This window comes from Arthrobacter sp. 10T419 (genome assembly GCF_056394105.1).
The window spans coordinates 266,634-286,185 of sequence record NZ_JBFTHF010000003.1 but is presented as its reverse complement, the minus strand read 5'-3'; the positions used below and the strand labels follow the sequence as shown (position 1 = coordinate 286,185).

At 68.7% G+C, this 19,552-nt stretch carries 20 protein-coding genes; 15 read left to right on the top strand and 5 right to left on the bottom strand.

What is annotated here, in order from left to right; genetic code table 11:
* Positions 1 to 61 precede the first annotated feature (61 nt).
* From ftsH to panC, 10 genes are all read left to right on the top strand, one after another.
* Complete coding sequence (gene ftsH, locus AC1DBD_RS07625) at positions 62 to 2,128, top strand: ATP-dependent zinc metalloprotease FtsH (protein ID WP_441418144.1); 2,067 nt, start codon at positions 62 to 64, stop codon at positions 2,126 to 2,128.
* A gap of 9 nt (positions 2,129 to 2,137) precedes the next feature.
* Entirely contained in the window at positions 2,138 to 2,794 is a 657-nt protein-coding gene (folE, locus tag AC1DBD_RS07620; RefSeq protein WP_476981755.1) for a GTP cyclohydrolase I FolE, read from the top strand.
* 12 nt (positions 2,795 to 2,806) lie between these two features.
* On the top strand, positions 2,807 to 3,754 hold the full coding sequence (gene folP / locus AC1DBD_RS07615) for a dihydropteroate synthase (RefSeq protein ID WP_476908872.1): 948 nt from the start codon (positions 2,807 to 2,809) through the stop codon (positions 3,752 to 3,754).
* Positions 3,755 to 3,766: 12 nt separating this feature from the next.
* A complete protein-coding gene (folB, locus tag AC1DBD_RS07610) occupies positions 3,767 to 4,126 on the top strand; it encodes a dihydroneopterin aldolase (protein ID WP_476893009.1) in 360 nt (119 codons plus the stop codon).
* Positions 4,123 to 4,677 (top strand): 2-amino-4-hydroxy-6-hydroxymethyldihydropteridine diphosphokinase, encoded by a 555-nt coding sequence (gene folK / locus AC1DBD_RS07605; RefSeq protein WP_476981754.1) that lies wholly within the window; start codon positions 4,123 to 4,125, stop codon positions 4,675 to 4,677. The genes folB and folK overlap by 4 nt, the downstream gene beginning before the upstream one ends.
* Positions 4,674 to 5,198: a DUF3180 domain-containing protein gene (locus AC1DBD_RS07600; RefSeq protein WP_441418139.1), complete on the top strand. Its 525-nt coding sequence runs from the start codon at positions 4,674 to 4,676 to the stop codon at positions 5,196 to 5,198. Before folK ends, AC1DBD_RS07600 begins: the two co-directional genes overlap by 4 nt.
* The gene (locus AC1DBD_RS07595) at positions 5,179 to 5,691 is read left to right on the top strand and encodes a PH domain-containing protein (protein WP_476981753.1); all 513 of its coding nucleotides are present in this window, start codon (positions 5,179 to 5,181) and stop codon (positions 5,689 to 5,691) included. Before AC1DBD_RS07600 ends, AC1DBD_RS07595 begins: the two co-directional genes overlap by 20 nt.
* Before the next feature lie 74 nt (positions 5,692 to 5,765).
* Positions 5,766 to 7,229 (top strand): PH domain-containing protein, encoded by a 1,464-nt coding sequence (locus tag AC1DBD_RS07590; protein ID WP_476981902.1) that lies wholly within the window; start codon positions 5,766 to 5,768, stop codon positions 7,227 to 7,229.
* A complete protein-coding gene (locus AC1DBD_RS07585) occupies positions 7,222 to 8,142 on the top strand; it encodes a Rossmann-like and DUF2520 domain-containing protein (protein ID WP_476981752.1) in 921 nt (306 codons plus the stop codon). The genes AC1DBD_RS07590 and AC1DBD_RS07585 overlap by 8 nt, the downstream gene beginning before the upstream one ends.
* Before the next feature lies 1 nt (position 8,143).
* Positions 8,144 to 9,031, top strand: a complete 888-nt coding sequence (gene panC, locus AC1DBD_RS07580) for a pantoate--beta-alanine ligase (RefSeq protein WP_476981751.1) — start codon at positions 8,144 to 8,146, stop codon at positions 9,029 to 9,031.
* Here the strand turns inward: panC and AC1DBD_RS07575 are convergent.
* Entirely contained in the window at positions 9,028 to 9,483 is a 456-nt protein-coding gene (locus AC1DBD_RS07575) for an SRPBCC family protein (RefSeq protein WP_441418135.1), read from the bottom strand. The genes panC and AC1DBD_RS07575 overlap by 4 nt on opposite strands.
* 270 nt (positions 9,484 to 9,753) lie before the next feature.
* Here AC1DBD_RS07575 and AC1DBD_RS07570 point away from each other — a divergent pair, with 270 nt between their 5' ends.
* Complete coding sequence (locus AC1DBD_RS07570) at positions 9,754 to 11,256, top strand: MDR family MFS transporter (protein ID WP_476926034.1); 1,503 nt, start codon at positions 9,754 to 9,756, stop codon at positions 11,254 to 11,256.
* Between the two features lie 11 nt (positions 11,257 to 11,267).
* Here AC1DBD_RS07570 and AC1DBD_RS07565 read toward each other — a convergent pair whose 3' ends face one another.
* From AC1DBD_RS07565 to AC1DBD_RS07555, 3 genes are read right to left on the bottom strand one after another with little or no spacing between them, the layout of a single operon-like run.
* Positions 11,268 to 12,101 (bottom strand): alpha/beta fold hydrolase, encoded by an 834-nt coding sequence (locus AC1DBD_RS07565; RefSeq protein ID WP_441418133.1) that lies wholly within the window; start codon positions 12,099 to 12,101, stop codon positions 11,268 to 11,270.
* A 46-nt stretch (positions 12,102 to 12,147) separates the two neighbouring features.
* On the bottom strand, positions 12,148 to 12,774 hold the full coding sequence (locus tag AC1DBD_RS07560) for a thymidine kinase (protein ID WP_441418132.1): 627 nt from the start codon (positions 12,772 to 12,774) through the stop codon (positions 12,148 to 12,150).
* Positions 12,775 to 12,819: 45 nt separating this feature from the next.
* Positions 12,820 to 13,818 (bottom strand): alpha/beta fold hydrolase, encoded by a 999-nt coding sequence (locus AC1DBD_RS07555; protein WP_476981750.1) that lies wholly within the window; start codon positions 13,816 to 13,818, stop codon positions 12,820 to 12,822.
* Positions 13,819 to 13,895: 77 nt separating this feature from the next.
* Between AC1DBD_RS07555 and lysS the strand changes: the two genes are divergently transcribed.
* The 4 genes from lysS to AC1DBD_RS07535 all read left to right on the top strand — a co-directional run bounded on the left by lysS (position 13,896) and on the right by AC1DBD_RS07535 (position 18,935).
* Positions 13,896 to 15,425, top strand: coding sequence for a lysine--tRNA ligase (gene lysS, locus AC1DBD_RS07550; protein WP_175323910.1), 1,530 nt, complete (start codon positions 13,896 to 13,898; stop codon positions 15,423 to 15,425).
* A 2-nt stretch (positions 15,426 to 15,427) separates the two neighbouring features.
* Positions 15,428 to 15,616, top strand: coding sequence for a hypothetical protein (locus AC1DBD_RS07545; RefSeq protein WP_441418130.1), 189 nt, complete (start codon positions 15,428 to 15,430; stop codon positions 15,614 to 15,616).
* Between the two features lie 137 nt (positions 15,617 to 15,753).
* Positions 15,754 to 16,080 (top strand): histone-like nucleoid-structuring protein Lsr2, encoded by a 327-nt coding sequence (locus AC1DBD_RS07540; protein ID WP_175323908.1) that lies wholly within the window; start codon positions 15,754 to 15,756, stop codon positions 16,078 to 16,080.
* Positions 16,081 to 16,442: 362 nt separating this feature from the next.
* The gene (locus tag AC1DBD_RS07535; protein WP_441418128.1) at positions 16,443 to 18,935 is read left to right on the top strand and encodes an ATP-dependent Clp protease ATP-binding subunit; all 2,493 of its coding nucleotides are present in this window, start codon (positions 16,443 to 16,445) and stop codon (positions 18,933 to 18,935) included.
* A 138-nt stretch (positions 18,936 to 19,073) separates the two neighbouring features.
* Here AC1DBD_RS07535 and AC1DBD_RS07530 read toward each other — a convergent pair whose 3' ends face one another.
* Positions 19,074 to 19,517 carry a Rieske (2Fe-2S) protein gene (locus tag AC1DBD_RS07530; protein WP_476893002.1) on the bottom strand — a complete coding sequence of 148 codons (444 nt, stop codon included), beginning with the start codon at positions 19,515 to 19,517 and terminating at the stop codon, positions 19,074 to 19,076.
* Positions 19,518 to 19,552: the final 35 nt, after the last annotated feature.

Here is a 19,552-nt window from a genome sequence, read left to right as displayed (position 1 = left end):
ACGCGCGCAGATCGGTCGCCGTGCAGCACTACCAGGAGGGACGGGGCCAGCCCCCGATCAGATGAAAGCTAAGAGTTTCTTCAAGGGCCCGGGCATCTGGATTGTCGTTGTTATCGGCATGCTCCTGCTGGCCTTTGCCACCCTGGCCCCGGGCGGCTCCGTCCGGATCGACACGGACCGGGGCCTGGCCCTGCTGGCCGACAGCGACAAGGTCGAGCAGGCCAAGATTTTCGACGCCGAGAACCGCGTGGACCTGGTCCTGAAAAACGACATCCAGATTGACGGCCAGGACAAGGGCAAGAACGTCCAGTTCTACTACGTCAACGCCCGCGCGGCGGACGTCGTCAAGGCCGTAACGGCTGCCAAGCCGCCGAGCGGCTTCACCGACCAGCCGGTCGAAAGCAACTGGTTCTCCGGCCTGTTCTCCCTGCTGGTCCCGGTGCTGCTGCTGGGTGTGCTCTTCTGGTTCCTGCTCTCCCGGATGCAGGGCGGCGGCTCCAAGGTCATGCAGTTCGGCAAGTCCAAAGCCAAGATGGTCAACAAGGACATGCCGCAGGTGACCTTCAGCGACGTCGCCGGCGCCGACGAAGCCGTCGAGGAACTCGAAGAGATCAAGGAATTCCTCCAGGAACCCGCCAAGTTCCAGGCCGTGGGCGCCAAGATCCCCAAGGGCGTGCTGCTGTACGGCCCTCCCGGTACCGGCAAGACCCTCCTGGCCCGCGCGGTCGCCGGCGAGGCCGGCGTTCCCTTCTTCTCCATCTCCGGTTCCGACTTCGTTGAAATGTTCGTCGGCGTCGGCGCCTCCCGCGTCCGCGACCTGTTCGAACAGGCCAAGGCCAACGCGCCGGCCATCATCTTCGTGGACGAGATCGACGCCGTCGGCCGGCACCGCGGCGCCGGCATCGGCGGCGGCAACGACGAGCGCGAGCAGACCCTCAACCAGCTGCTGGTTGAAATGGACGGCTTCGACGTCAAGACCAACGTCATCCTGATCGCGGCCACCAACCGCCCCGACGTGCTCGACCCGGCCCTGCTCCGGCCGGGCCGCTTCGACCGCCAGATTTCGGTCGAGGCCCCGGACCTGATCGGCCGCGACCAGATCCTGAAGGTGCACGCGAAGGGCAAGCCGATGGCTCCCGGCGTCGACCTCAAGGCCGTCGCGAAGAAAACCCCCGGCTACACCGGCGCGGACCTCGCGAACGTGCTCAACGAAGCCGCGCTGCTGACGGCCCGCTCCAATGCCAACCTGATCGATGACCGCGCGCTCGACGAGGCAATCGACCGGGTGATGGCCGGTCCGCAGAAGCGCAGCCGGGTCATGAAGGAACACGAGCGCAAGGTCACCGCGTACCACGAGGGCGGCCACGCCCTGGTGGCGGCGGCACTGCGCAACTCTGCCCCGGTCACCAAGATCACCATCCTGCCGCGCGGCCGCGCCCTGGGCTACACCATGGTGGTTCCGGAGAACGACAAGTACTCCGTGACCCGCAACGAACTGCTGGACCAGATGGCCTACGCCATGGGCGGCCGGGTGGCCGAGGAACTCGTCTTCCACGACCCCTCCACCGGTGCCTCGAACGACATCGAAAAGGCCACCGGAATCGCGCGCAAGATGGTCACCGAGTTCGGCATGAGTGAACGCGTCGGCGCCGTGCGCCTCGGACAGGGCGGCGGCGAGCCGTTCCTGGGCCGCGACGCCGGCCATGAGCGCAACTACTCGGACCAGATCGCCTACGTCGTGGACGAGGAAGTGCGCCGCCTGATCGAGGGCGCGCACGACGAGGCCTACGCGATCCTGACCGAGAACCGCGACGTCCTGGACCAGCTCGCGCTGGAACTGCTGGAACGGGAAACCCTGAACCAGAGCGAGATCGCCCAGGTCTTCACGAATATCCGCAAGCGCGATTTCCGCGAGATCTGGCTCTCCAAGGAGAGCCGGCCGATCCAGGCCGTCGGCCCGGTGGAGTCCCGCCGTGAAAAGGCCGAGCGCGAAGCCCAGGAAGAAGCCAAGGAAGCCCGGCTCGAGGAGCCGCTCGACACCCTGCCGCCGCACGCCCAGGGCGTGCCCGGACAGGAGTCCTTCCAGGACGGCGTCACGGATCTCGGGCCCGACGTCCATCCCGGCTAGGCTTCTTCTGTGACTTCCTACTTCGACGACGACGACGTTCCCGCCACCGCCGGTTCCCTCCCCACGGGAGAGCCGGCGGAGGCCGCGGGCCATCCCGGAACCAAGGTGGACCGCCCGCGGATCCAGGCGGCGGTGCGCGAGATCCTGATCGCCATCGGCGAGGACCCGGACCGCAGCGGACTGCTGGACACCCCCAAACGGGTCGCCAAGGCCTACGCGGAGATGTTTGCCGGCCTGCACCACGACCCGGCGGAAATCCTCGCCACCACCTTCGACCTGGACCACGAAGAACTGGTACTGGTCAAGGACATCCCGTTCTACTCAACCTGCGAGCACCACCTCGTGCCGTTCCACGGGGTGGCCCACGTCGGTTACATCCCCTCGCACGACGGCAAGGTCACCGGCCTGAGCAAGCTGGCCCGGCTGGTGGACATGTTCGCCCGCCGCCCGCAGGTGCAGGAGCGGCTGACCACGCAGATCGTCGAAGCCCTCGTCACCCACCTCAAGCCGCGCGGCGCGATCGTCGTCGTCGAATGCGAACACCTTTGCATGTCGATGCGCGGCATCCGCAAGCCCGGCGCGAAAACCGTCACCAGCGCGGTCCGCGGGCAACTGCATGACCCGGCCACCCGCGCCGAAGCCATGAGCCTCATCCTTGGAAGGTAACAAAAACAGACTATGGATTCCCTAGCCGCAGCCCCTGGAACAGGACCTGCCACCTCGCCGCTGCCCGTGCTGCGCAAGCCGCGCCCGGCTGCGAGTTTCAAGGACCTGCCGACGGACCGCACGCTCGTGATGGGGATCCTGAACGTCACCCCGGATTCGTTCAGCGACGGCGGCCGGCACGCGACGGCGGACACCGCGGTCGCCGCCGGCCTGCGGATGTACTACGCCGGCGCAGACATCATCGACGTCGGCGGGGAATCCACCCGCCCCGGTGCCGCGGAGGTCAGCGTCGAGGAGGAAAAGCGGCGGGTACTGCCCGTGATCGAGGCGCTGGTCAAGGCCGGCGCCCTGGTCAGCATCGACACCACGCACGCCGCCACCGCCGAGGCCGCGCTGGCGGCCGGCGCCACGATCATCAACGACGTCTCCGGCCTCACGATCGAGCCGGAGATGGTTGAGCTGGTGGCCCGGAGCAAGGCGCCCTACATCCTCACCCACCGCCGCGGCGACGCGAGCACCATGGACTCGCTGACCGACTACGGCAACGTGGCCCGGGAGGTCGCCGCCGAGCTCGCCGGCGTGCGCGACAAACTGTACGCCGCCGGCGCCTCGCCGGAGCAAATCATCCTGGACCCCGGCCTGGGCTTCGCCAAGAACGAGGCGCAGAACTGGGAACTCCTGCAGAACCTCGACGTCCTGCAGGCCATGGGCCACAAAGTCCTGGTCGCCGCGTCCCGGAAACGGTTCCTGGGCAGCCTCCTGACCGTCGCCGGAAAGGCCGCCCCGCCCCAGGATCGGGATGCCGCCACCGCCGCCGTCACCGCCATCAGCGCCTTCCGCGGCGCCTGGGCGGTCCGCGTGCACGACGTCGGCCCCAGCCTCGACGCCGTCAAGGTCGCCGCCCGGATCGCCCCGGGTCCGCGCACCGGATCGGCGCCGGCCGTGCCCGGCAACGGCTGAGACGGCCGCCCCATGGACCGGATCACGCTAAGCGGCGTTACCGCCGTCGGGCATCACGGAGTGTTTGATTTCGAACGCCGGGACGGCCAGCCGTTTGTCGTCGACGCCGTGCTGCACCTCGACTTCAGCCAGGCCGCCGCCAGTGACGACGTGCGGGACACCGCGCATTACGGCGAAGTGGCCGAGTGCATCCGCGGCTGGATCACCGGCGCGCCGCTGAACCTGATCGAGGCCCTCGCGGTGCGGATCGCCGACGACCTGCTGCTGCGCTTCCCGGTGGCCGCCGTCGACATCACCGTGCACAAGCCCAAGGCCCCGATCGAGGTCGAGTTCGGCGATGTGTCCGTCAGCGTCCACCGGGACCGGCCATGAGCCCCCACGCAGCGCCCTACACCCGCGCCGTGATCGCGCTCGGCAGCAACCTGGGGGAGCGCAACGACACGCTCTCCGCCGCCGTCGCCGACCTCGTCGACCCGCCGGAGGTGCGGCTGCTGGCCATCTCGCCGATCGTGCAGACCAAGGCCGTAGGCGGACCGCCGGACCAGCCGGGCTTCCTGAACATGGTCATCGCCGTGGAAACCTCGCTGTCCCCGGAGGAACTGCTGCGGCACTGCCACGCGGTGGAACAAAAGCACCTGCGGGTCCGTGAAGTCCGCTGGGGTCCGCGCACCCTCGACGTGGACATCATCACCTACGGCGACCTGGTGAGCTCCGACCCGGACCTGACGCTTCCGCATCCGCGCGCCGCGGAGCGTGCCTTCGTGCTCTACCCCTGGTCCCTGATCGACCCCGCGGCCGAGCTCAACGGCGAACGGGTGGGCGACCTCGCCGCCAAGGCCGCCGACTTCCCGGACCTCGCGCCGTTCGACGGCTTCGAAGACCTCAAGGGCGCGGCTGGAGCCGCGCCGGTGGAGGCCCCATGAAGCCGGTCAGTCCGCTCCTGCTCCTCGTCATTGCTGTCGCGCTCGCCGTCCTGGGCTGGCTTGCCGCCCTGATTTCCGGACGCTACAGCCTCGAGACCCCGGTGCTGCCGCTGACCGGCCTGCTCACCATGGGCGTGATCGTGGCCCTCACCCTGATCCTTGGCGTCCGTGTGCTGCGCTGGCGCAACGGCAAGAAGAAGAGAATGCTCAACCCGATCCTGGCCGCGTGGACCCTGGTCCTGGCCCAGGCCTGCGCCTACACCGGGACCGTGCTGCTGGGCTGGCACGCCGGAATTTTCCTGGACCAGCTGAGGCTATGGTCCGTGCGCAGCGGTCAGTCCATCACCTGGGAGACGCTGTCCATGGCCGGCGGCGGCCTCGTGATGGTGGTGGTAGGCCTGGTGGTGGAGCGCTTCTGCCGGATTCCTCCCGAGGACGGCGACGCCGAGGGGAGCCCCGGACTGCAGGGCAAGCGCGGCAAGCCCAAGGCTGAAGGCGAATATGCATACCGAGGCGATTGACCCGCCCGGGCTGGTCTGGCGGCGGGTGTCTCCCCGGTACGTGACCGTGCGGCTGGTGGGCTGGGCGCTGGCCAACCTGGCCGCCGTCGCGGTCCTGTCCCTGCCCCTCGTGCTGGTCCTGAACGGCGCGTGGGGCTGGCCGCCGCTGTGGATCGCCGCCGCCGTGCCCGCCGCAGCCTTCCTGCTGGCCCTGTGGCGGCTCGTGCTCATCCCGCGACAGGTGCGGTCCATCGGTTACGCCGAACGCGAGGACGACCTGCTGATCCGCCGTGGCATCTTCTTCCAGCGCGTCCTGGTGGTCCCGTACGGGCGGATGCAGTACGTGGACATCGGGGCCGGCCCGGTGGAGCGCGGCCTCGGCCTGTGCACCCTGAAGCTTCACACCGCCTCGGCCGGCACCAGCGCGGAGATCCCCGGCCTGCCCGCGGAGGAGGGGGCGAGGCTCCGCGAACAGCTGTCCGCCCGCGGCGAGGCCCGCCTGGCCGGGCTGTGACGGCCGCCGGGGACAGCTGGCGGCGCGTGCATCCGGCATCGCCGTTCGTTCGGGGCTGGGTGGCGCTGGCCGCGATGTTCTTCTTCTTTGGCCGCGATGCCTTTGAACGCCTGCTCCAGGGCGGACCCGTCATTGACGATCGGCTCGCCGGACGGGCGCCATGGCTGCTGCTTGGCGGCGGCACGGTGCTGCTGCTGACCGTGCTCGGCTTCGTGCTGAGCTGGTACTTCACCCGGTACCAGGTGGCTGACGGGTACGTGCGGGTCAACACCGGGTTCCTGTTCAAGCAGCAGCGCCAGGCCCGGCTGGACCGGGTCCAGGCAATCGACGTCGTGCAGCCCCTGCTGGCGCGGATTTTCGGGCTCGCCGAGCTCAGGTTCGAGGTCGCCGACGCCGGCCAGTCCGCGGTGCACCTGGCCTACCTGCCCCTGGCCGAGGCCCGCCAGCTCCGCGCGACCATCCTTGCCCGTGCCTCCGGCGCCGGAGGCGGGACGCCGGCGCCGGTAACGGCGGGGCAGGATCCGGGGCAGCGGGCGGCCGTCGCCGAGGAGGCGCCGGAACATGCCGTACTCACCGTGCCGCCGCCGCGGCTGGTCGGGTCGCTGGTGCTGAGCGAGCAAAGCGTCGTCATCGTCCTCGGCGCCGTGGCCTCGGTGCTGCTCTCCGCCCTCACCGAGAACCGCAGCTTCTACTTCTATCTGGTCCCGGCCGGCCTGGGCCTGGCCGCGGCGTACTGGAACTCCTTCAACAAGGGCTTCAACTTCACCGCCGCCATTTCCCCGGACGGTATCCGGCTCCGCTACGGCCTGCTGGACACCCAGGCCCAGACCCTGCCGCCCGGGCGGATCCAGGCCGTGCGCGTCAGCCAGCCGCCGCTCTGGCGGGTCTTCGGCTGGTACCGGATGCAGGTCAACGTGGCCGGCTACGGCACCGCCGGCAGCAACGGCGAGGCCTCCGCCCGGACCACCCTGCTGCCCGTCGGAACGCTGGCGGAGGTGTTCACCATGCTGTCGCTGGTCCTGCCCGACCCCGGCACCCCGGACCCCGGGCGCGTCTTCACCGCGGGGTTGAACGGGCTGGCGCCCGCCGGCGGCGCCGGTCGTTCCGCGGCTCCGGACGGCACGGACGACGCCGCTCCGTACGACGGCGGCTTCGTCACCACGCCGAGGCGGGCCCGCCTGCTGGCCCCGCTGGGCTGGCGGCGCAACGGCTTCACCGCCACGGACACCGCGTTGCTGATCCGCTCCGGCCGCTGGTGGCGCCACCTCATCCTGGTCCCGCACCAGCGCACCCAGTCGATCGCGCTGCAGCAGGGCCCGCTTGCCCGGCGCTTCCGGGTGGCGGACCTGGTCCTGCACACCACCGCGGGGCCGGTCGCGCCGCGGCTGATCCAGGCCGGCCTGGACGAAGGCCGGGCCTTGCTGGATGCGCAGGCGGCCCGCGCCCGGACCGCGCGGAAACGGCAGACCAGCGAACACTGGCTCGCCCCGGTAGAGCACCTCGTACACGCACCAAAGGAAGGTCCGCAGCATGGCTAAGCCAGGACGCCTCGGCGTCGGAATCATCGGAGCCGGCAAGGTGGGGGCCGTCCTGGGGGCGGCGTTGCGCGCCGCCGAGCACGCCGTCGTCGGGGTCTCCGCCGTCTCGGACGCGAGCCGGGAGCGCGCCGAAACCCTGCTGCCCGGCGTTCCCATCCTCGAGGTGCAGGACATCGTGGAACGCGCCGAACTGGTACTGCTGGCGGTCCCGGACGACGCCCTCGGTCCGCTCGTGGAAGGGCTCGCGAAACTCGGCGCCTGGCAGCCCGGGCAGCTCGTTGCCCAAACCTCCGGGCGATTCGGCGTCGGGATCCTGCGCCCGGTCCGCGCCGCGGGGGCCATCCCGCTGGCGCTGCACCCCGCCATGACCTTCACCGGCATGAGCCTTGACCTGACCCGGCTGCTGGACTGCAGCTTCGGCGTGACGGCCGACCCGGCCATGCTGCCGATCGCGCAGGCCCTCGTGGTGGAGATGGGCGCGGAGCCGGTCGCGATCGCCGAAGCTGACCGCACGCTGTACCACGCGGCCCTGGCGCACGGCTCAAACCATTTGGTCACGCTCGTGGCGCAAGCCTCCCAGCTGCTGCGCGAAGTGGGCGTCGAAGCCCCGGAACGCATGCTGGGCCCCCTGCTGCGCGCCAGCCTGGAAAACGCCCTCGCCTCGGGAGAGTCGGCGCTGACCGGTCCGGTGGCGCGCGGGGATGTGGGGACTGTCGCCGCGCACTCGGAGGCGCTGCGCGAACTCGACGGCGGCTCCGGCGGCGATATTCTTGAGGCGTACCTGGCCATGGCCCGGGCAACGGCCCGCCGTGCGGGTAGCCGCGGGCTGTTGAAGCCGGAGCAAATCGACGGCATCAGGCAGGCGCTCGAGGCCCCCGACGCCGGCGGCCCGATTCCTGAGGAAGGACCCTGAGATGGCAATCCAGTTGGTGACCACGGCTGCGCAGCTGCGCACTGAAAGCGCGCGGCTGCTCACCGAAAAGCGCGGCACCTCGCAGGGGCTCGTGCCCACGATGGGCGCCCTGCACGAGGGACATGCCCGGCTCGCACGCACCGCCGTCGCGGAAAACGACGTCGTGGTGGCCAGCATCTTCGTCAATCCGCTGCAGTTCGGCGAGGCGGTGGACCTTGACCGCTACCCGCGGACGCTTGAGGCGGATTTGGCCCTGCTCGAGGCCGAAGGAGTAGACCTCGCCTTCGCGCCGGCGGTGGAGGAGGTGTATCCCGGCGGCGAACCCCTGGTGCGGATCACTGCCGGTGTGCTGGCCGACAAGTGGGAGGGAGCCTCCCGGCCCGGGCACTTCGACGGCGCCCTGACGGTGGTGGCGAAGCTGCTGCACTACGGCCTGCCCGCCTTGGGACAGGTCGCCTACCGCGCCTATTTCGGCCAAAAGGACGCCCAGCAGCTGACCCTGGTCCAGCGAATGGTGGCGGACCTGAACTTCCCGGTGGAGATCATCCCGGTGCCGATCGTGCGGTCCCCGGACGGGCTCGCGCTCTCCAGCCGGAACCGTTTCCTCTCGGCCGAGGAACGCGAGGCCGCCCTGGTGCTCTCCCGGGCGCTGCGGCTGGTCGAGGAACGCGCCAACGCCCACGAACCCCTGGACCTGGACTCCGCCCGGGCGCTCGTGGAATCCCAGCCCCTCGTGGAGCTGGACTACTTCGACGTCGTGGACCCGCGCACCCTTGAGCCGCTCGCGGAGAACTGCCGCGAGACGCCGTTCCGCGGCGAAGGACTGGTTCTCATCGCGGCCAAGGTCGGTCCGGTCCGCCTGATCGACAACGTGCCGCTGGACTCCTAGCCCTTCCCCGTCTCGGCCATCAGCTTGAGGTTTGCCAGGGTCTGTTCCCTGGCGCGCTCCTGCAGCCGTTCCACCAGCACCCGGTCGGCGAACTTCCCGATCGCCGCGCCCGGGACGTTGTACTCGATTTCCGCGGTGACCCGGGTGCCGGTTCCCGAGGGCTCGTAGTCCCACGTCTGCCATCCCTTGAGCGGGCCGTCGAATTCGAGCCGGACGTGCTGGCCGCCGCTGGGGGTCGGCTCGTTTTCCAGGACGCGCGTGGTGACCGGGAACGGAACCCCGGCCATCAGGTAGCTGTGCTCGACGACGGTCCCCGCCCGGCCGTCGCCTTCGACCTTCTTCGGCTCGCTGAGGTTCACCCACCATGACGCCCAGTGGTAGGGGTCGACGGCGATCTCGGTGACGCGCCCGACCGGCGCGTCGATCTGGGTGTCGAGCTTGATGTGGCCCATGGATCATCCTCTCGTGGAATAGCCGGTGGAGTAAGTCGGTGGAATAAGCCGGGGTGCGGGCGCCCGGAGGGGAGCCTCGGCCCGTTACCAGCCAACGCCCGCCGCCGGAAAGCGGGTAGGGGACAAAGGCCCCGGGCCGAGTTTCCGTCCCGCTGCGAATCGGAATAATTTATCGCCGCCGCCGGGAATTACCGCTGCGGGGGGCGGGTTGGAATTCGTAGTGGCGACCACGTGCGCCGAAACCCACTTCAACTCCCTGAGGGAATCCCCATGCCAGCAGATGCCCCTTCCAACGTCCAGGAGAACCTGGCGCAGCCGCCCCGGACCGCAGCCCTGCCCCCGGCGCCCGTGCAGCGCGCGGAGGCACCGGCGGCCGGGCCGGAGAAGCTGTCCCGGGAGTCCGTCACCATCATCGCCACCCTGCTGGTAGCCACCTTCGTGGTGATCCTGAACGAAACCATCATGAACGTGGCCCTGCAGCGGCTGATGGTGGACCTGAGGGTCGATGCACCCACCGTGCAGTGGCTTTCCACCGGCTTCATGCTGACGATGGCCGTGGTCATTCCCACCACGGGCTTCATCCTGCAGCGACTCTCCACCCGGGCGGTCTTCATGCTGGCGATGGGGCTGTTTTCCGCCGGCACCCTGCTGGCAGCCCTCGCACCCGGTTTCGAAATCCTGCTTCTGGCCAGAATCATCCAGGCCGGCGGCACCGCCATCATGCTGCCGCTGCTGATGACCACCATCCTGACCCTGGTGCCGGTTGCGCGCCGCGGCGCCGTGATGGGCAACGTGAGCATCGCGATCTCGGTGGCGCCCGCCATGGGCCCGACGGTCTCCGGGCTGATCCTGCAGAATTTCTCCTGGCGGTTCATGTTCGTGTTCGTGCTCCCGATCGCGTTGCTCGCGTTTGCCATCGGAGCCAGGTTCCTGCGGAACATCGGCGACAACGAGAAGACCCGGCTCGATGCGCTGTCCGTCGTCCTGACCGTCCCGGCCTTCGGCGGCGTCGTGTACGGACTGAGCCAGATCGGCGGCGGCCAGGGCGGCCCCGCCACCCCGGCCGTGGCGGCGCTCGCCGTCGGCGTCGTGGCCCTGCTCGCCTTCGTCCTGCGCCAGCTCAGGCTGCAGAAGTCAGACGCGCCGCTGCTGGATCTGCGCGCCTTCAACTTCCGGATGTTCACCGTGTCCGTGCTGCTGCTGGTGGTCGCGATGATTGCCCTGTTCGGCGCCGTGATCCTGCTGCCCCTGTACCTGCAGGAAGTCCGCGGCCTGAAGTCGCTGGAAACCGGCCTCGCCCTGTTGCCCGGCGGCCTCGCAATGGGCCTGCTGGGCCCGGTCATCGGCCGGCTTTTCGACAAGTTCGGCCCATTGCCGCTGACCGTGACGGGATCGGTCCTGATGGTGCTTTCGCTCTGGCAGTTCTCCCGGCTGGACGCCCAGACGCCGGTCGGCTGGATCATCGCGCTGCATGTGACGCTGAGCCTGGGCCTGGCGCTGCTGTTCACCCCCGCGTTCACCACGGGGCTGAACCCGTTGCCGCCGCACCTGTACTCCCACGGCTCGGCCATCATGAGCACCCTGCAGCAGGTCGCGGGCGCGGCGGGCACGGCGCTGCTGGTCTCGATCTACGCGGTCGTCTCGGCGGGGTCCGGCATCGTCGCCGGAATGCACGCGGCGTTCCTGACCGCGGCCGCCATAGCGCTCGCTGCCGTGGTGCTGTCCGTGCTGATGCGCAAGACCGAAGGCGCGGCGGGCCCGGCGGCCCACTGACCCGGCAGCTGCTAGCCGGCGAAGAACTCGCTGAGTTCGGCGATGAGCTTGTCCGGGGCCTTGTTGACGCCGTCGTGGCCCATGCCCGGCAGGATGGTGTAGCTGGAGCCCGAGAGCACGTCGTGGATCTGCCCGCAGGCCACCCCGAAGTACGCCGGGCTCTTCTCGCCCACGATGATCAGGGTCTCCAGCGGCAGCTCCAGGAATGGTTCGGCCGGCATGTCGGCGGCGATGATCGCCTTGATCTCGCGGACGCCGGTCTTCATCAGCTCGCGCAGCTGCTTGCCGACAGGTGTGCCGGCGGTGAGCTTGTTCGCCAGCGTCAGCATGGATAGCGGCATCCGGGACAGCGCGCTTCCGGTCTCGAGGCCGCGGACCAGGACGGCGAGGGCCCGGTCGTCGTCGCCCGCCGCCGTCAGGCGCTCGTACTCTGCGGTCCAGTCCGCCGTGACGCTGTGGTTCACCGAAACGGCCGGGTCGTAGACGGCGAGGCGTTCCACCGGCAGGGTGCGTGCGGCATGCAGCGCCACCGCGCCGCCGAAGCTGTGCCCGAAGACGTCGGTACTGGCGGTGTGCTTCATCACGGCGTCCAGGTCGCGGATGTCCACGTCTAGGGTGTAGTCCTCCGGCTGCGGCGAGGACGAGCCGCGGCCTCGGCGGTTGAAGGTGTGGACCGGCCGGCCCAGCGCGGCGCTGAGCTTCTGCGCGAAACGGGTGTAGTCGGCCGCCGTCACCATCGAAGCCGGCACGACGACGACGCCGGAACCCGCCGCGGCAAGCTCCGCGCCCGTGCTGAAAAGCTCAAGGGTTCCGCCGTCGGGGGTTTTGATGTTCTCGCGGGTCATGCTCCGAGCCTAGCCGAGGCGCCCGGAACCGCACAGCAGGGTGCTGTCAGCTGCCCAGCCGGCCGCCGGAGATCTCGAGGTAGCAGGAGCCGCAGAGTGACTCGTACCAGGCGTCCTGCCCGTCGATGGCCACCTGGTCGCCGTCGAACACCACCTGATCGCCGATCCGGCGGGTGTTGAAGATGGCCTTGCGGCCGCACCGGCAGATGGTCTTGAGCTCCTCGAGGGTGTGCGCGATTTCCAGGAGCCGGAGCGAGCCGGGGAAGGCGCGGGTCCGGAAGTCGGTGCGGATGCCGTAGGCGAGCACGGGAACGTTGTCCAGCACGGCGATGCGGAAAAGGTCGTCCACCTGCTCGGGCTCAAGGAACTGGGCCTCGTCCACCAGCAGGCAGGCCACGGGGGGTGTGTCCACGTGCTGCAGCAACGCGTCGGGGTCATCCCCGTGCGCGTGCGCCGCGAACAGCTTCCGGGCGGACGCCCCGGACGGGATCAGGAAGTCCACCGAGCGGGTCATGCCCAGCCGGGATACGACGTCGGCGTCACCCTTGGTGTCGATGTCCGGCTTGGCGAGCACCACCCGCTGGCCTCGCTCCTCGTAGTTGAACGCGGCCTGCAGCAGGCCCGTCGACTTGCCGGAGTTCATCGCGCCGTAACGGAAGTAGAGCTTGGCCAAGGGGGTCCTTTCGACTTAGGTCGCCCCCGATTCTAGTGCCAGAAGTCAGCGGGCCGGCCGCAGCCGCCGCCGGACCCGGAGCCGCGCCGGGACCGCGTCGCCGTCGAGCAGGAACCTGGCCGCAATCAGCGCCAGCCGCCGGTTGCCGGGACGGATGGGGCCCTCGTGCAGCTGGCCCGGCACCACGGCAAACTCGATTGCCGGCACCGCCGCCGCGAGCTGCCGCCCGGTTTCGGCGAAGTAGTCCGGGCTCCACCCGCCGGTGAGCATCAGCGTGGGCATGGTGATGCCGGCAAAGTCGTCGAGCTCGGCGTCCGCGGCCAGCACCGCGCGCATCTCCTTCACGGCCGTGGGCAGCAGTTCCCGCATCTCCGCGCCCAGGCTGGTCCGGGCCGAGAGGATGCTGAGCATGCGCAGGGCGCCGAGCGGCAGCTTCGACACGGGACCGGCGGTTTCCAGCCCCTGGACCAGGTGGGCCCACGCGTGGTCCAGTTCACCGGCCGCCACCGATCGTTCCAGTTCCGGTCGCCAGCGGCTGGTCAGGTTCCCGGCGAGGGACACAGCCGCGTCGTAGGTCACCAGGCGGCGGATCGGCACGCTGCGTGCGGCCTGCAGCGCCACGAACCCGCCGTAGCTGTGCGCGAACACGTCCGTTGAGCCGGTTTGCCGCAGCACGGCGGCGAGGTCTGCAACCTCCGTGGCCGCCGAGTAGTCCGCGGGCTGCGGTGAGGACCCGGCCCGGCCGCGGCGGTTGTAACAGTGCACCGGGCGGCCCAAAAGCCGGCTCAGGCTCCGGGCGAACGAGCGGTAGAGGGCGTCCGTGACCAAGGTCCCATGTACCAGAACGACGCCGGCGCCCGCCGCCGCAGGCGCGTCCCCGGGCGCCGCGCCGACTGGCTCCGGGAAGTGCCCGGGCGCTGCCCCCGGGGCGGCTTCCGGCGCTGCTGCCGGGGCGCCCTCCGGGGCCTTTTCCGCGCTGGGCCGGAAGGTGTGCAGCTCGAGGTGCCCCTCGCCGTCGTCGGTCCGAATCGTCCACGTCTCCACAGCTGTGATTGTATTCCCGGTCCATTCCCGCGCCTGCCGCACCGGAGGGGGCCGGATGCCCGGTAAACTTGGGGATTGTGACTTCCCAAAACACCCCCGCCCCGAACACCGCCGAGCACTCCGACGCCAGCGAGCAGACGCTGGTCCGCATGGAAAAGCGCGCCAAGCTGATCGAACGTGGCATCGAGGCGTACCCGGTGGGAGTCGAGCGCACGCACTCACTGACGGAGATCCGCGAAAAGTACGCGCACCTCGTGGCCGACGAGACCACCGGCGACGTCGTCGGCGTGACCGGCCGCATTGTCTTCATCCGCAACACCGGCAAGCTCTGCTTCGCCACCCTCCAGGAGGGCGGCCTCGACGGCAAGGCCGTCCGGCTGCAGGTCATGCTCAGCCTGGCCAACATCGGCGAGGAAGCGCTCGCGGACTGGAAGTCCCTCGTGGACCTCGGCGACCACGTCTTCATCAAGGGCGAGGTCATCTCCTCCCGCCGCGGCGAGCTCTCCGTGATGGCCGAATCCTGGTCCATGGCGTCCAAGGCGCTGCGGCCGCTGCCGGTGCTGCACGCGGAGCTCAACGAGGAAACCCGCGTCCGCCAGCGCTATGTGGACCTGATTGTCCGCGACGAGGCCCGCGAAATGGTCTACACCCGGGCCGCGATCACGCGTTCCATCCGCGAAACCCTGCACCGCCAGGGCTACGTCGAGGTGGAGACGCCGATGCTGCAGCTGGTGCACGGCGGCGCCACGGCCCGCCCGTTCGAGACGCACATGAACGCTTTTGACCAGAAGATGACGCTGCGGATCGCCACCGAGCTGTACCTCAAGCGCACGGTGGTCGGCGGCATCGACCGGGTCTATGACATGGGCCGGGTCTTCCGCAACGAGGGCGTGGACTCGACCCACAGCCCCGAATTCACCACCCTGGAGAGCTACGAGGCCTGGGCCGACCAGTTCGTCATGGCGGACCGCATCAAGGAGATCATCCTGGACGCCGCCGACGCCGCCGGGGTGGGCCGCGTGCTGCAGACCGAGGCCGGCGAGATCAACCTCGACGGCGACTGGGCCTGGATGGCCGTGTACCCGGGACTCTCCGACTTCGTGGGCCAGGACATCACCCCGGAAACCCCCGTCGAGGAACTGCTGGCCATCGCCGCCAAGCACGAGGTCAAGGTCGACGCGGCCTGGGACGCCGAGAAGCTCGTGGTCGAGCTCTTCGGCGAGCTGGTCGAACCGACCCTGCTCAACCCGACTTTCGTCTATGACTACCCGCCCTCCGCGCAGCCGCTGGCCCGCCACCACCGCGAGGACAACCGGCTGATCGAAGCGTGGGACCTGATCATCGGCGGGATGGAGCGCGGCACCGCCTTCTCCGAACTGATCGACCCGGTCATCCAGCGCGAACGCCTCACCGAGCAGTCCCGCCGCTCCGCCGCCGGCGACGTCGAAGCCATGCAGCTGGACGAGGACTTCCTCCGCGCCCTCGAGTACGGCGCCCCGCCGATGGGCGGCATCGGACTGGGCATCGACCGGCTGGTCATGCTCTTCACCGGCGCCGGCATCCGCGAGACCATTCTCTTCCCGCTGCTGAAGCCCGAAGGCCACTGATCATGGAATACATTGCCGTCCTGCTCCCGTCCGTGGTGGTCGGGCTCATCTTCTGGTTCGCCATGAAGGCAATCTTCAATGCCGACAAATCCGAGCGCCAGGCCGAGGCCCGCGCCCAGGCGGAGGCGGCAGCCCGCGGGCCGGAGCAAAATCCCGCTCCCGGGACCGGGCATTCCCCCGAACAGCGCTAAAAGCTGGGGCTATTCCTTCCTGTGGACTTTCTTTGGAAGGGCTTTTCCGCTTTGACTCCCGGCCATAAAAGGATGGATACTTTTTTCAGATACATCCTGCTTTTCTAAATACTCGACCTTTTGAAAAGAGAGTTTTTATGGCACAGAAAGTTAAAATCATCCTTGTTGATGATCTGGATGGGGGATCCGCGGACGAAACTGTCCGGTTTGGCCTTGATGGCGTGAGTTATGAAATTGACCTGTCATCGGGCAACGCATCAGAACTCCGCTCGGCCGTCGAGCGGTACGTGGCCCACGCGCGCAAGACGTCGACCGGGCGGGCAACCCGGACTAAAGTTTCGAGCGGCCGCAATCAGGACTCGGCGCAGATTCGACAGTGGGCCCGGGACAACGGCTATGCGGTAAACAGCCGCGGCCGTATCCAAGCCGAAATTCAGGAAGCCTACCAAAAGGCAAATTCCTAGTACCTGCTTCCCGGAAGGGCGCGTCGGCTCGCCCCTTTCCTTCGACCATGCCCCTGCCCCCGCGGCGGGGGCATTGTCGTGTCCGGACGGCCGGTGCTGGCGGCAACTGTGCGTTCCCGCCCGGTTGCCTCCGGAAAATGCCTCAATAAGCCGAGGACACGCCGTGTCTTCAGGATTTGGGAAGAAGTAACCGGGCGGGAGCGCAGCCCTGACCGGGGCCGAGCCAGGGCCCCGGCCGGCCGGTATCCGTGGACCGCCGTGACGCCCGGGACCCGTCCGGGTTTCCCCCGTGGCGAACAAGCCACAAATCTCGAACTCCGCCACGTAGCATCAAAGTACGTCGTAGCTAGGAGTGTGGCGAAATGTTTGAGCGATTTACGGACCGTGCCCGTCGCGTAGTTGTGCTTGCCCAAGAAGAGGCACGCATGCTGAACCACAATTACATCGGCACCGAACACATCCTCTTGGGTCTGATCCATGAGGGTGAAGGTGTTGCCGCCAAAGCCCTCGAGTCCTTGAGCATCTCGCTCGACGGCGTCCGCGAGCAGGTGCAGGAGATCATCGGCCAGGGCCAGCAGGCCCCGTCCGGCCACATCCCGTTCACCCCGCGCGCCAAGAAGGTGCTGGAGCTCTCGCTGCGCGAAGCCCTGCAGCTGGGCCACAACTACATCGGCACCGAGCACATCCTGCTCGGCCTCATCCGCGAGGGTGAAGGTGTGGCCGCCCAGGTGCTGGTCAAGCTCGGAGCGGACCTGAACCGCGTCCGCCAGCAGGTCATCCAGCTGCTCTCCGGCTACCAGGGCAAGGAATCCGCCGGTGCCGGTGTTGGCTCCGGCCAGGCCGAAGGCACCCCCGCAGGCTCGGTCGTACTCGACCAGTTCGGGCGCAACCTGACCCAGGCCGCACGTGAGAACAAGCTGGACCCGGTGATCGGCCGCGAGCAGGAAATGGAACGCGTCATGCAGGTCCTTTCCCGCCGCACCAAGAACAACCCGGTGCTGATCGGCGAGCCCGGCGTCGGCAAGACCGCCGTCGTCGAGGGCCTGGCCCAGGCGATCGTCCGCGGCGACGTGCCGGAGACCATCAAGGACAAGCAGCTGTACACCCTGGACCTCGGGTCCCTGGTGGCCGGCTCCCGCTACCGCGGTGACTTCGAAGAGCGCCTGAAGAAGGTGCTCAAGGAGATCCGCACCCGCGGCGACATCATCCTCTTCATCGACGAGATCCACACCCTGGTGGGTGCCGGTGCTGCCGAAGGTGCCATCGATGCGGCTTCGATCCTGAAGCCCATGCTGGCCCGCGGTGAGCTCCAGACCATCGGTGCGACCACGCTGGATGAGTACCGCAAGCACATCGAGAAGGATGCCGCCCTGGAGCGCCGCTTCCAGCCGATCCAGGTCAAGGAGCCCTCGGTCGCCGACGCGATCGAGATCCTCAAGGGCCTGCGTGACCGCTACGAGGCGCACCACCGCGTCACGATCACCGACGGCGCCCTCGCCTCGGCGGCCAGCCTCTCCGAGCGCTACATCTCGGACCGCTTCCTGCCGGACAAGGCAATCGACCTGATCGATGAAGCCGGCGCGCGGCTGCGCATCCGCCGGATGACCGCCCCGCCGGAGCTCAAGGTCATGGACGAGAAGATCGCGGCCATGAAGCTCGAGAAGGAATCCGCGATTGACGCGCAGGACTTCGAAGGCGCCGCCTCGCTGCGCGACAAGGAGCAGAAGCTCATTGCCGAGCGCGCCGAGAAGGAACGCCAATGGAAGACCGGCGGCATGGACGACATCTCCGAGGTGGATGAGGATCTCATCGCCGAGGTGCTGGCGAACTCCACCGGCATTCCGGTCTTCAAGCTGACCGAGGAAGAATCCTCGCGCCTGCTGAAGATGGAAGACGAACTGCACAAGCGCGTGGTCGGCCAGAACGAGGCCATCAGGTCCCTGTCCCAGGCGATCCGCCGTACCCGTGCAGGCCTGAAGGATCCGAAGCGTCCGGGCGGCTCGTTCATCTTCGCCGGCCCCACCGGCGTCGGCAAGACCGAACTGGCCAAGGCCCTCGCGGAGTTCCTGTTCGGCGAGGAAGACGCGCTGATCACGCTGGACATGTCCGAGTACTCGGAGAAGCACACCGTCTCCCGGCTCTTCGGTGCCCCTCCGGGCTACGTGGGCTACGAGGAAGGCGGCCAGCTGACCGAGAAGGTCCGGCGCCGGCCGTTCTCCGTGGTGCTGTTCGACGAAGTGGAGAAGGCGCACGCCGACCTCTTCAACTCGCTGCTGCAGATCCTGGAAGACGGCCGCCTGACCGACTCCCAGGGCCGCGTGGTGGACTTCAAGAACACCGTGATCATCATGACCACGAACCTCGGCACCCGGGACATCTCCAAGAGCGTCGCCACCGGCTTCCAGTCCGGGACGGACACGCAGACCGGCTACAACCGGATGCGCGCCCGGGTCACGGAGGAGCTCAAGCAGCACTTCCGCCCCGAGTTCCTGAACCGTGTTGACGACGTGGTGGTGTTCCCGCAATTGACCCAGGACGAGATCATCGAGATCGTGGACCTGTTCGTCACCCGCCTGGAGAAGCGCCTCAAGGACAAGGACATGGGCATCGAGCTCACGCCCGCGGCCAAGGTGCTGCTGGCCACCCGCGGCTACGACCCGGCGATGGGTGCCCGGCCGTTGCGCCGCACCATCCAGCGCGAGATCGAGGACCAGCTCTCCGAGAAGATCCTCTTCGGCGAACTGCACGCCGGCGACATCGTGGTGGTGGACGTGGAAGGCGAAGGCGACGACGCGAAGTTCACCTTCGCCGGCAACGCCAAGCCGCGCATCCCGGAAATCGCTCCGAGCGTCTAGGCGCCAAGCGATAACGTTCCAAGTAAAAGGCCCCGGCCGCTTCCTTCAAGGAGGCGGCCGGGGCCTTTTTGCCGCTGGCGCCGCTTGCCGCGGGCCCTTCTTGCCGCGGGCGCTTGTATTTGACGTGGGACGGCCGTGTCAGGCGGTGACGGTGATCCATTCGCCGTCGATAGCCGCCTTCAGCCTGGCCAGCGGCGCCTGGGCCGGACCGTTGATCACGCTGCCGTCGGATCCCTTGAAGGAGGAGCCGTGGCACGGGCACTGGAAGTCTTCCCCGGCGGGGGCCACCGGGCAGCCGGCGTGGGTGCATGCCGCGTCGTACGCCAGGACGGTCTTGTCATCCGGCCGGAAGATCACCACCGTCTTGCCGTTGATTTTCCCGGTGGCCGTGCCGCCCACCGATACATCGCTGAGCTTGCCCACCTTGACCGCGGTGCCGGCCGGAACAGAGGGGCCGGCCGCCGTCGTCGCCGGGGTGCCGGTCGGCGAAGCGGTGCAGGCCGAGAGGGCCAGGGCGCTGCCGCCCAGGGCGCCGGCACCGAGCAGCAGGGAGCGTCGAGGCAGGGACTTTTCAGGGTTCATGGACTCATCATGCCAACAGTCCCTGAGAGCCCGCT

Bases quoted from the DNA above. Each gene is read 5' to 3' on its own strand.
- ftsH (WP_441418144.1), top strand. From the start codon at position 62: ATGAAAGCTAAGAGTTTCTTCAAGGGCCCGGGCATCTGGATTGTCGTT.
- folP (WP_476908872.1), top strand. From the start codon at position 2,807: ATGGATTCCCTAGCCGCAGCCCCTGGAACAGGACCTGCCACCTCGCCG.
- folB (WP_476893009.1), top strand. From the start codon at position 3,767: ATGGACCGGATCACGCTAAGCGGCGTTACCGCCGTCGGGCATCACGGA.
- folK (WP_476981754.1), top strand. From the start codon at position 4,123: ATGAGCCCCCACGCAGCGCCCTACACCCGCGCCGTGATCGCGCTCGGC.
- AC1DBD_RS07600 (WP_441418139.1), top strand. From the start codon at position 4,674: ATGAAGCCGGTCAGTCCGCTCCTGCTCCTCGTCATTGCTGTCGCGCTC.
- AC1DBD_RS07595 (WP_476981753.1), top strand. From the start codon at position 5,179: ATGCATACCGAGGCGATTGACCCGCCCGGGCTGGTCTGGCGGCGGGTG.
- AC1DBD_RS07590 (WP_476981902.1), top strand. From the start codon at position 5,766: ATGTTCTTCTTCTTTGGCCGCGATGCCTTTGAACGCCTGCTCCAGGGC.
- AC1DBD_RS07585 (WP_476981752.1), top strand. From the start codon at position 7,222: ATGGCTAAGCCAGGACGCCTCGGCGTCGGAATCATCGGAGCCGGCAAG.
- panC (WP_476981751.1), top strand. From the start codon at position 8,144: ATGGCAATCCAGTTGGTGACCACGGCTGCGCAGCTGCGCACTGAAAGC.
- AC1DBD_RS07575 (WP_441418135.1), bottom strand. From the start codon at position 9,483: ATGGGCCACATCAAGCTCGACACCCAGATCGACGCGCCGGTCGGGCGC.
- AC1DBD_RS07570 (WP_476926034.1), top strand. From the start codon at position 9,754: ATGCCAGCAGATGCCCCTTCCAACGTCCAGGAGAACCTGGCGCAGCCG.
- AC1DBD_RS07565 (WP_441418133.1), bottom strand. From the start codon at position 12,101: ATGACCCGCGAGAACATCAAAACCCCCGACGGCGGAACCCTTGAGCTT.
- AC1DBD_RS07545 (WP_441418130.1), top strand. From the start codon at position 15,428: ATGGAATACATTGCCGTCCTGCTCCCGTCCGTGGTGGTCGGGCTCATC.
- AC1DBD_RS07540 (WP_175323908.1), top strand. From the start codon at position 15,754: ATGGCACAGAAAGTTAAAATCATCCTTGTTGATGATCTGGATGGGGGA.
- AC1DBD_RS07535 (WP_441418128.1), top strand. From the start codon at position 16,443: ATGTTTGAGCGATTTACGGACCGTGCCCGTCGCGTAGTTGTGCTTGCC.
- AC1DBD_RS07530 (WP_476893002.1), bottom strand. From the start codon at position 19,517: ATGAACCCTGAAAAGTCCCTGCCTCGACGCTCCCTGCTGCTCGGTGCC.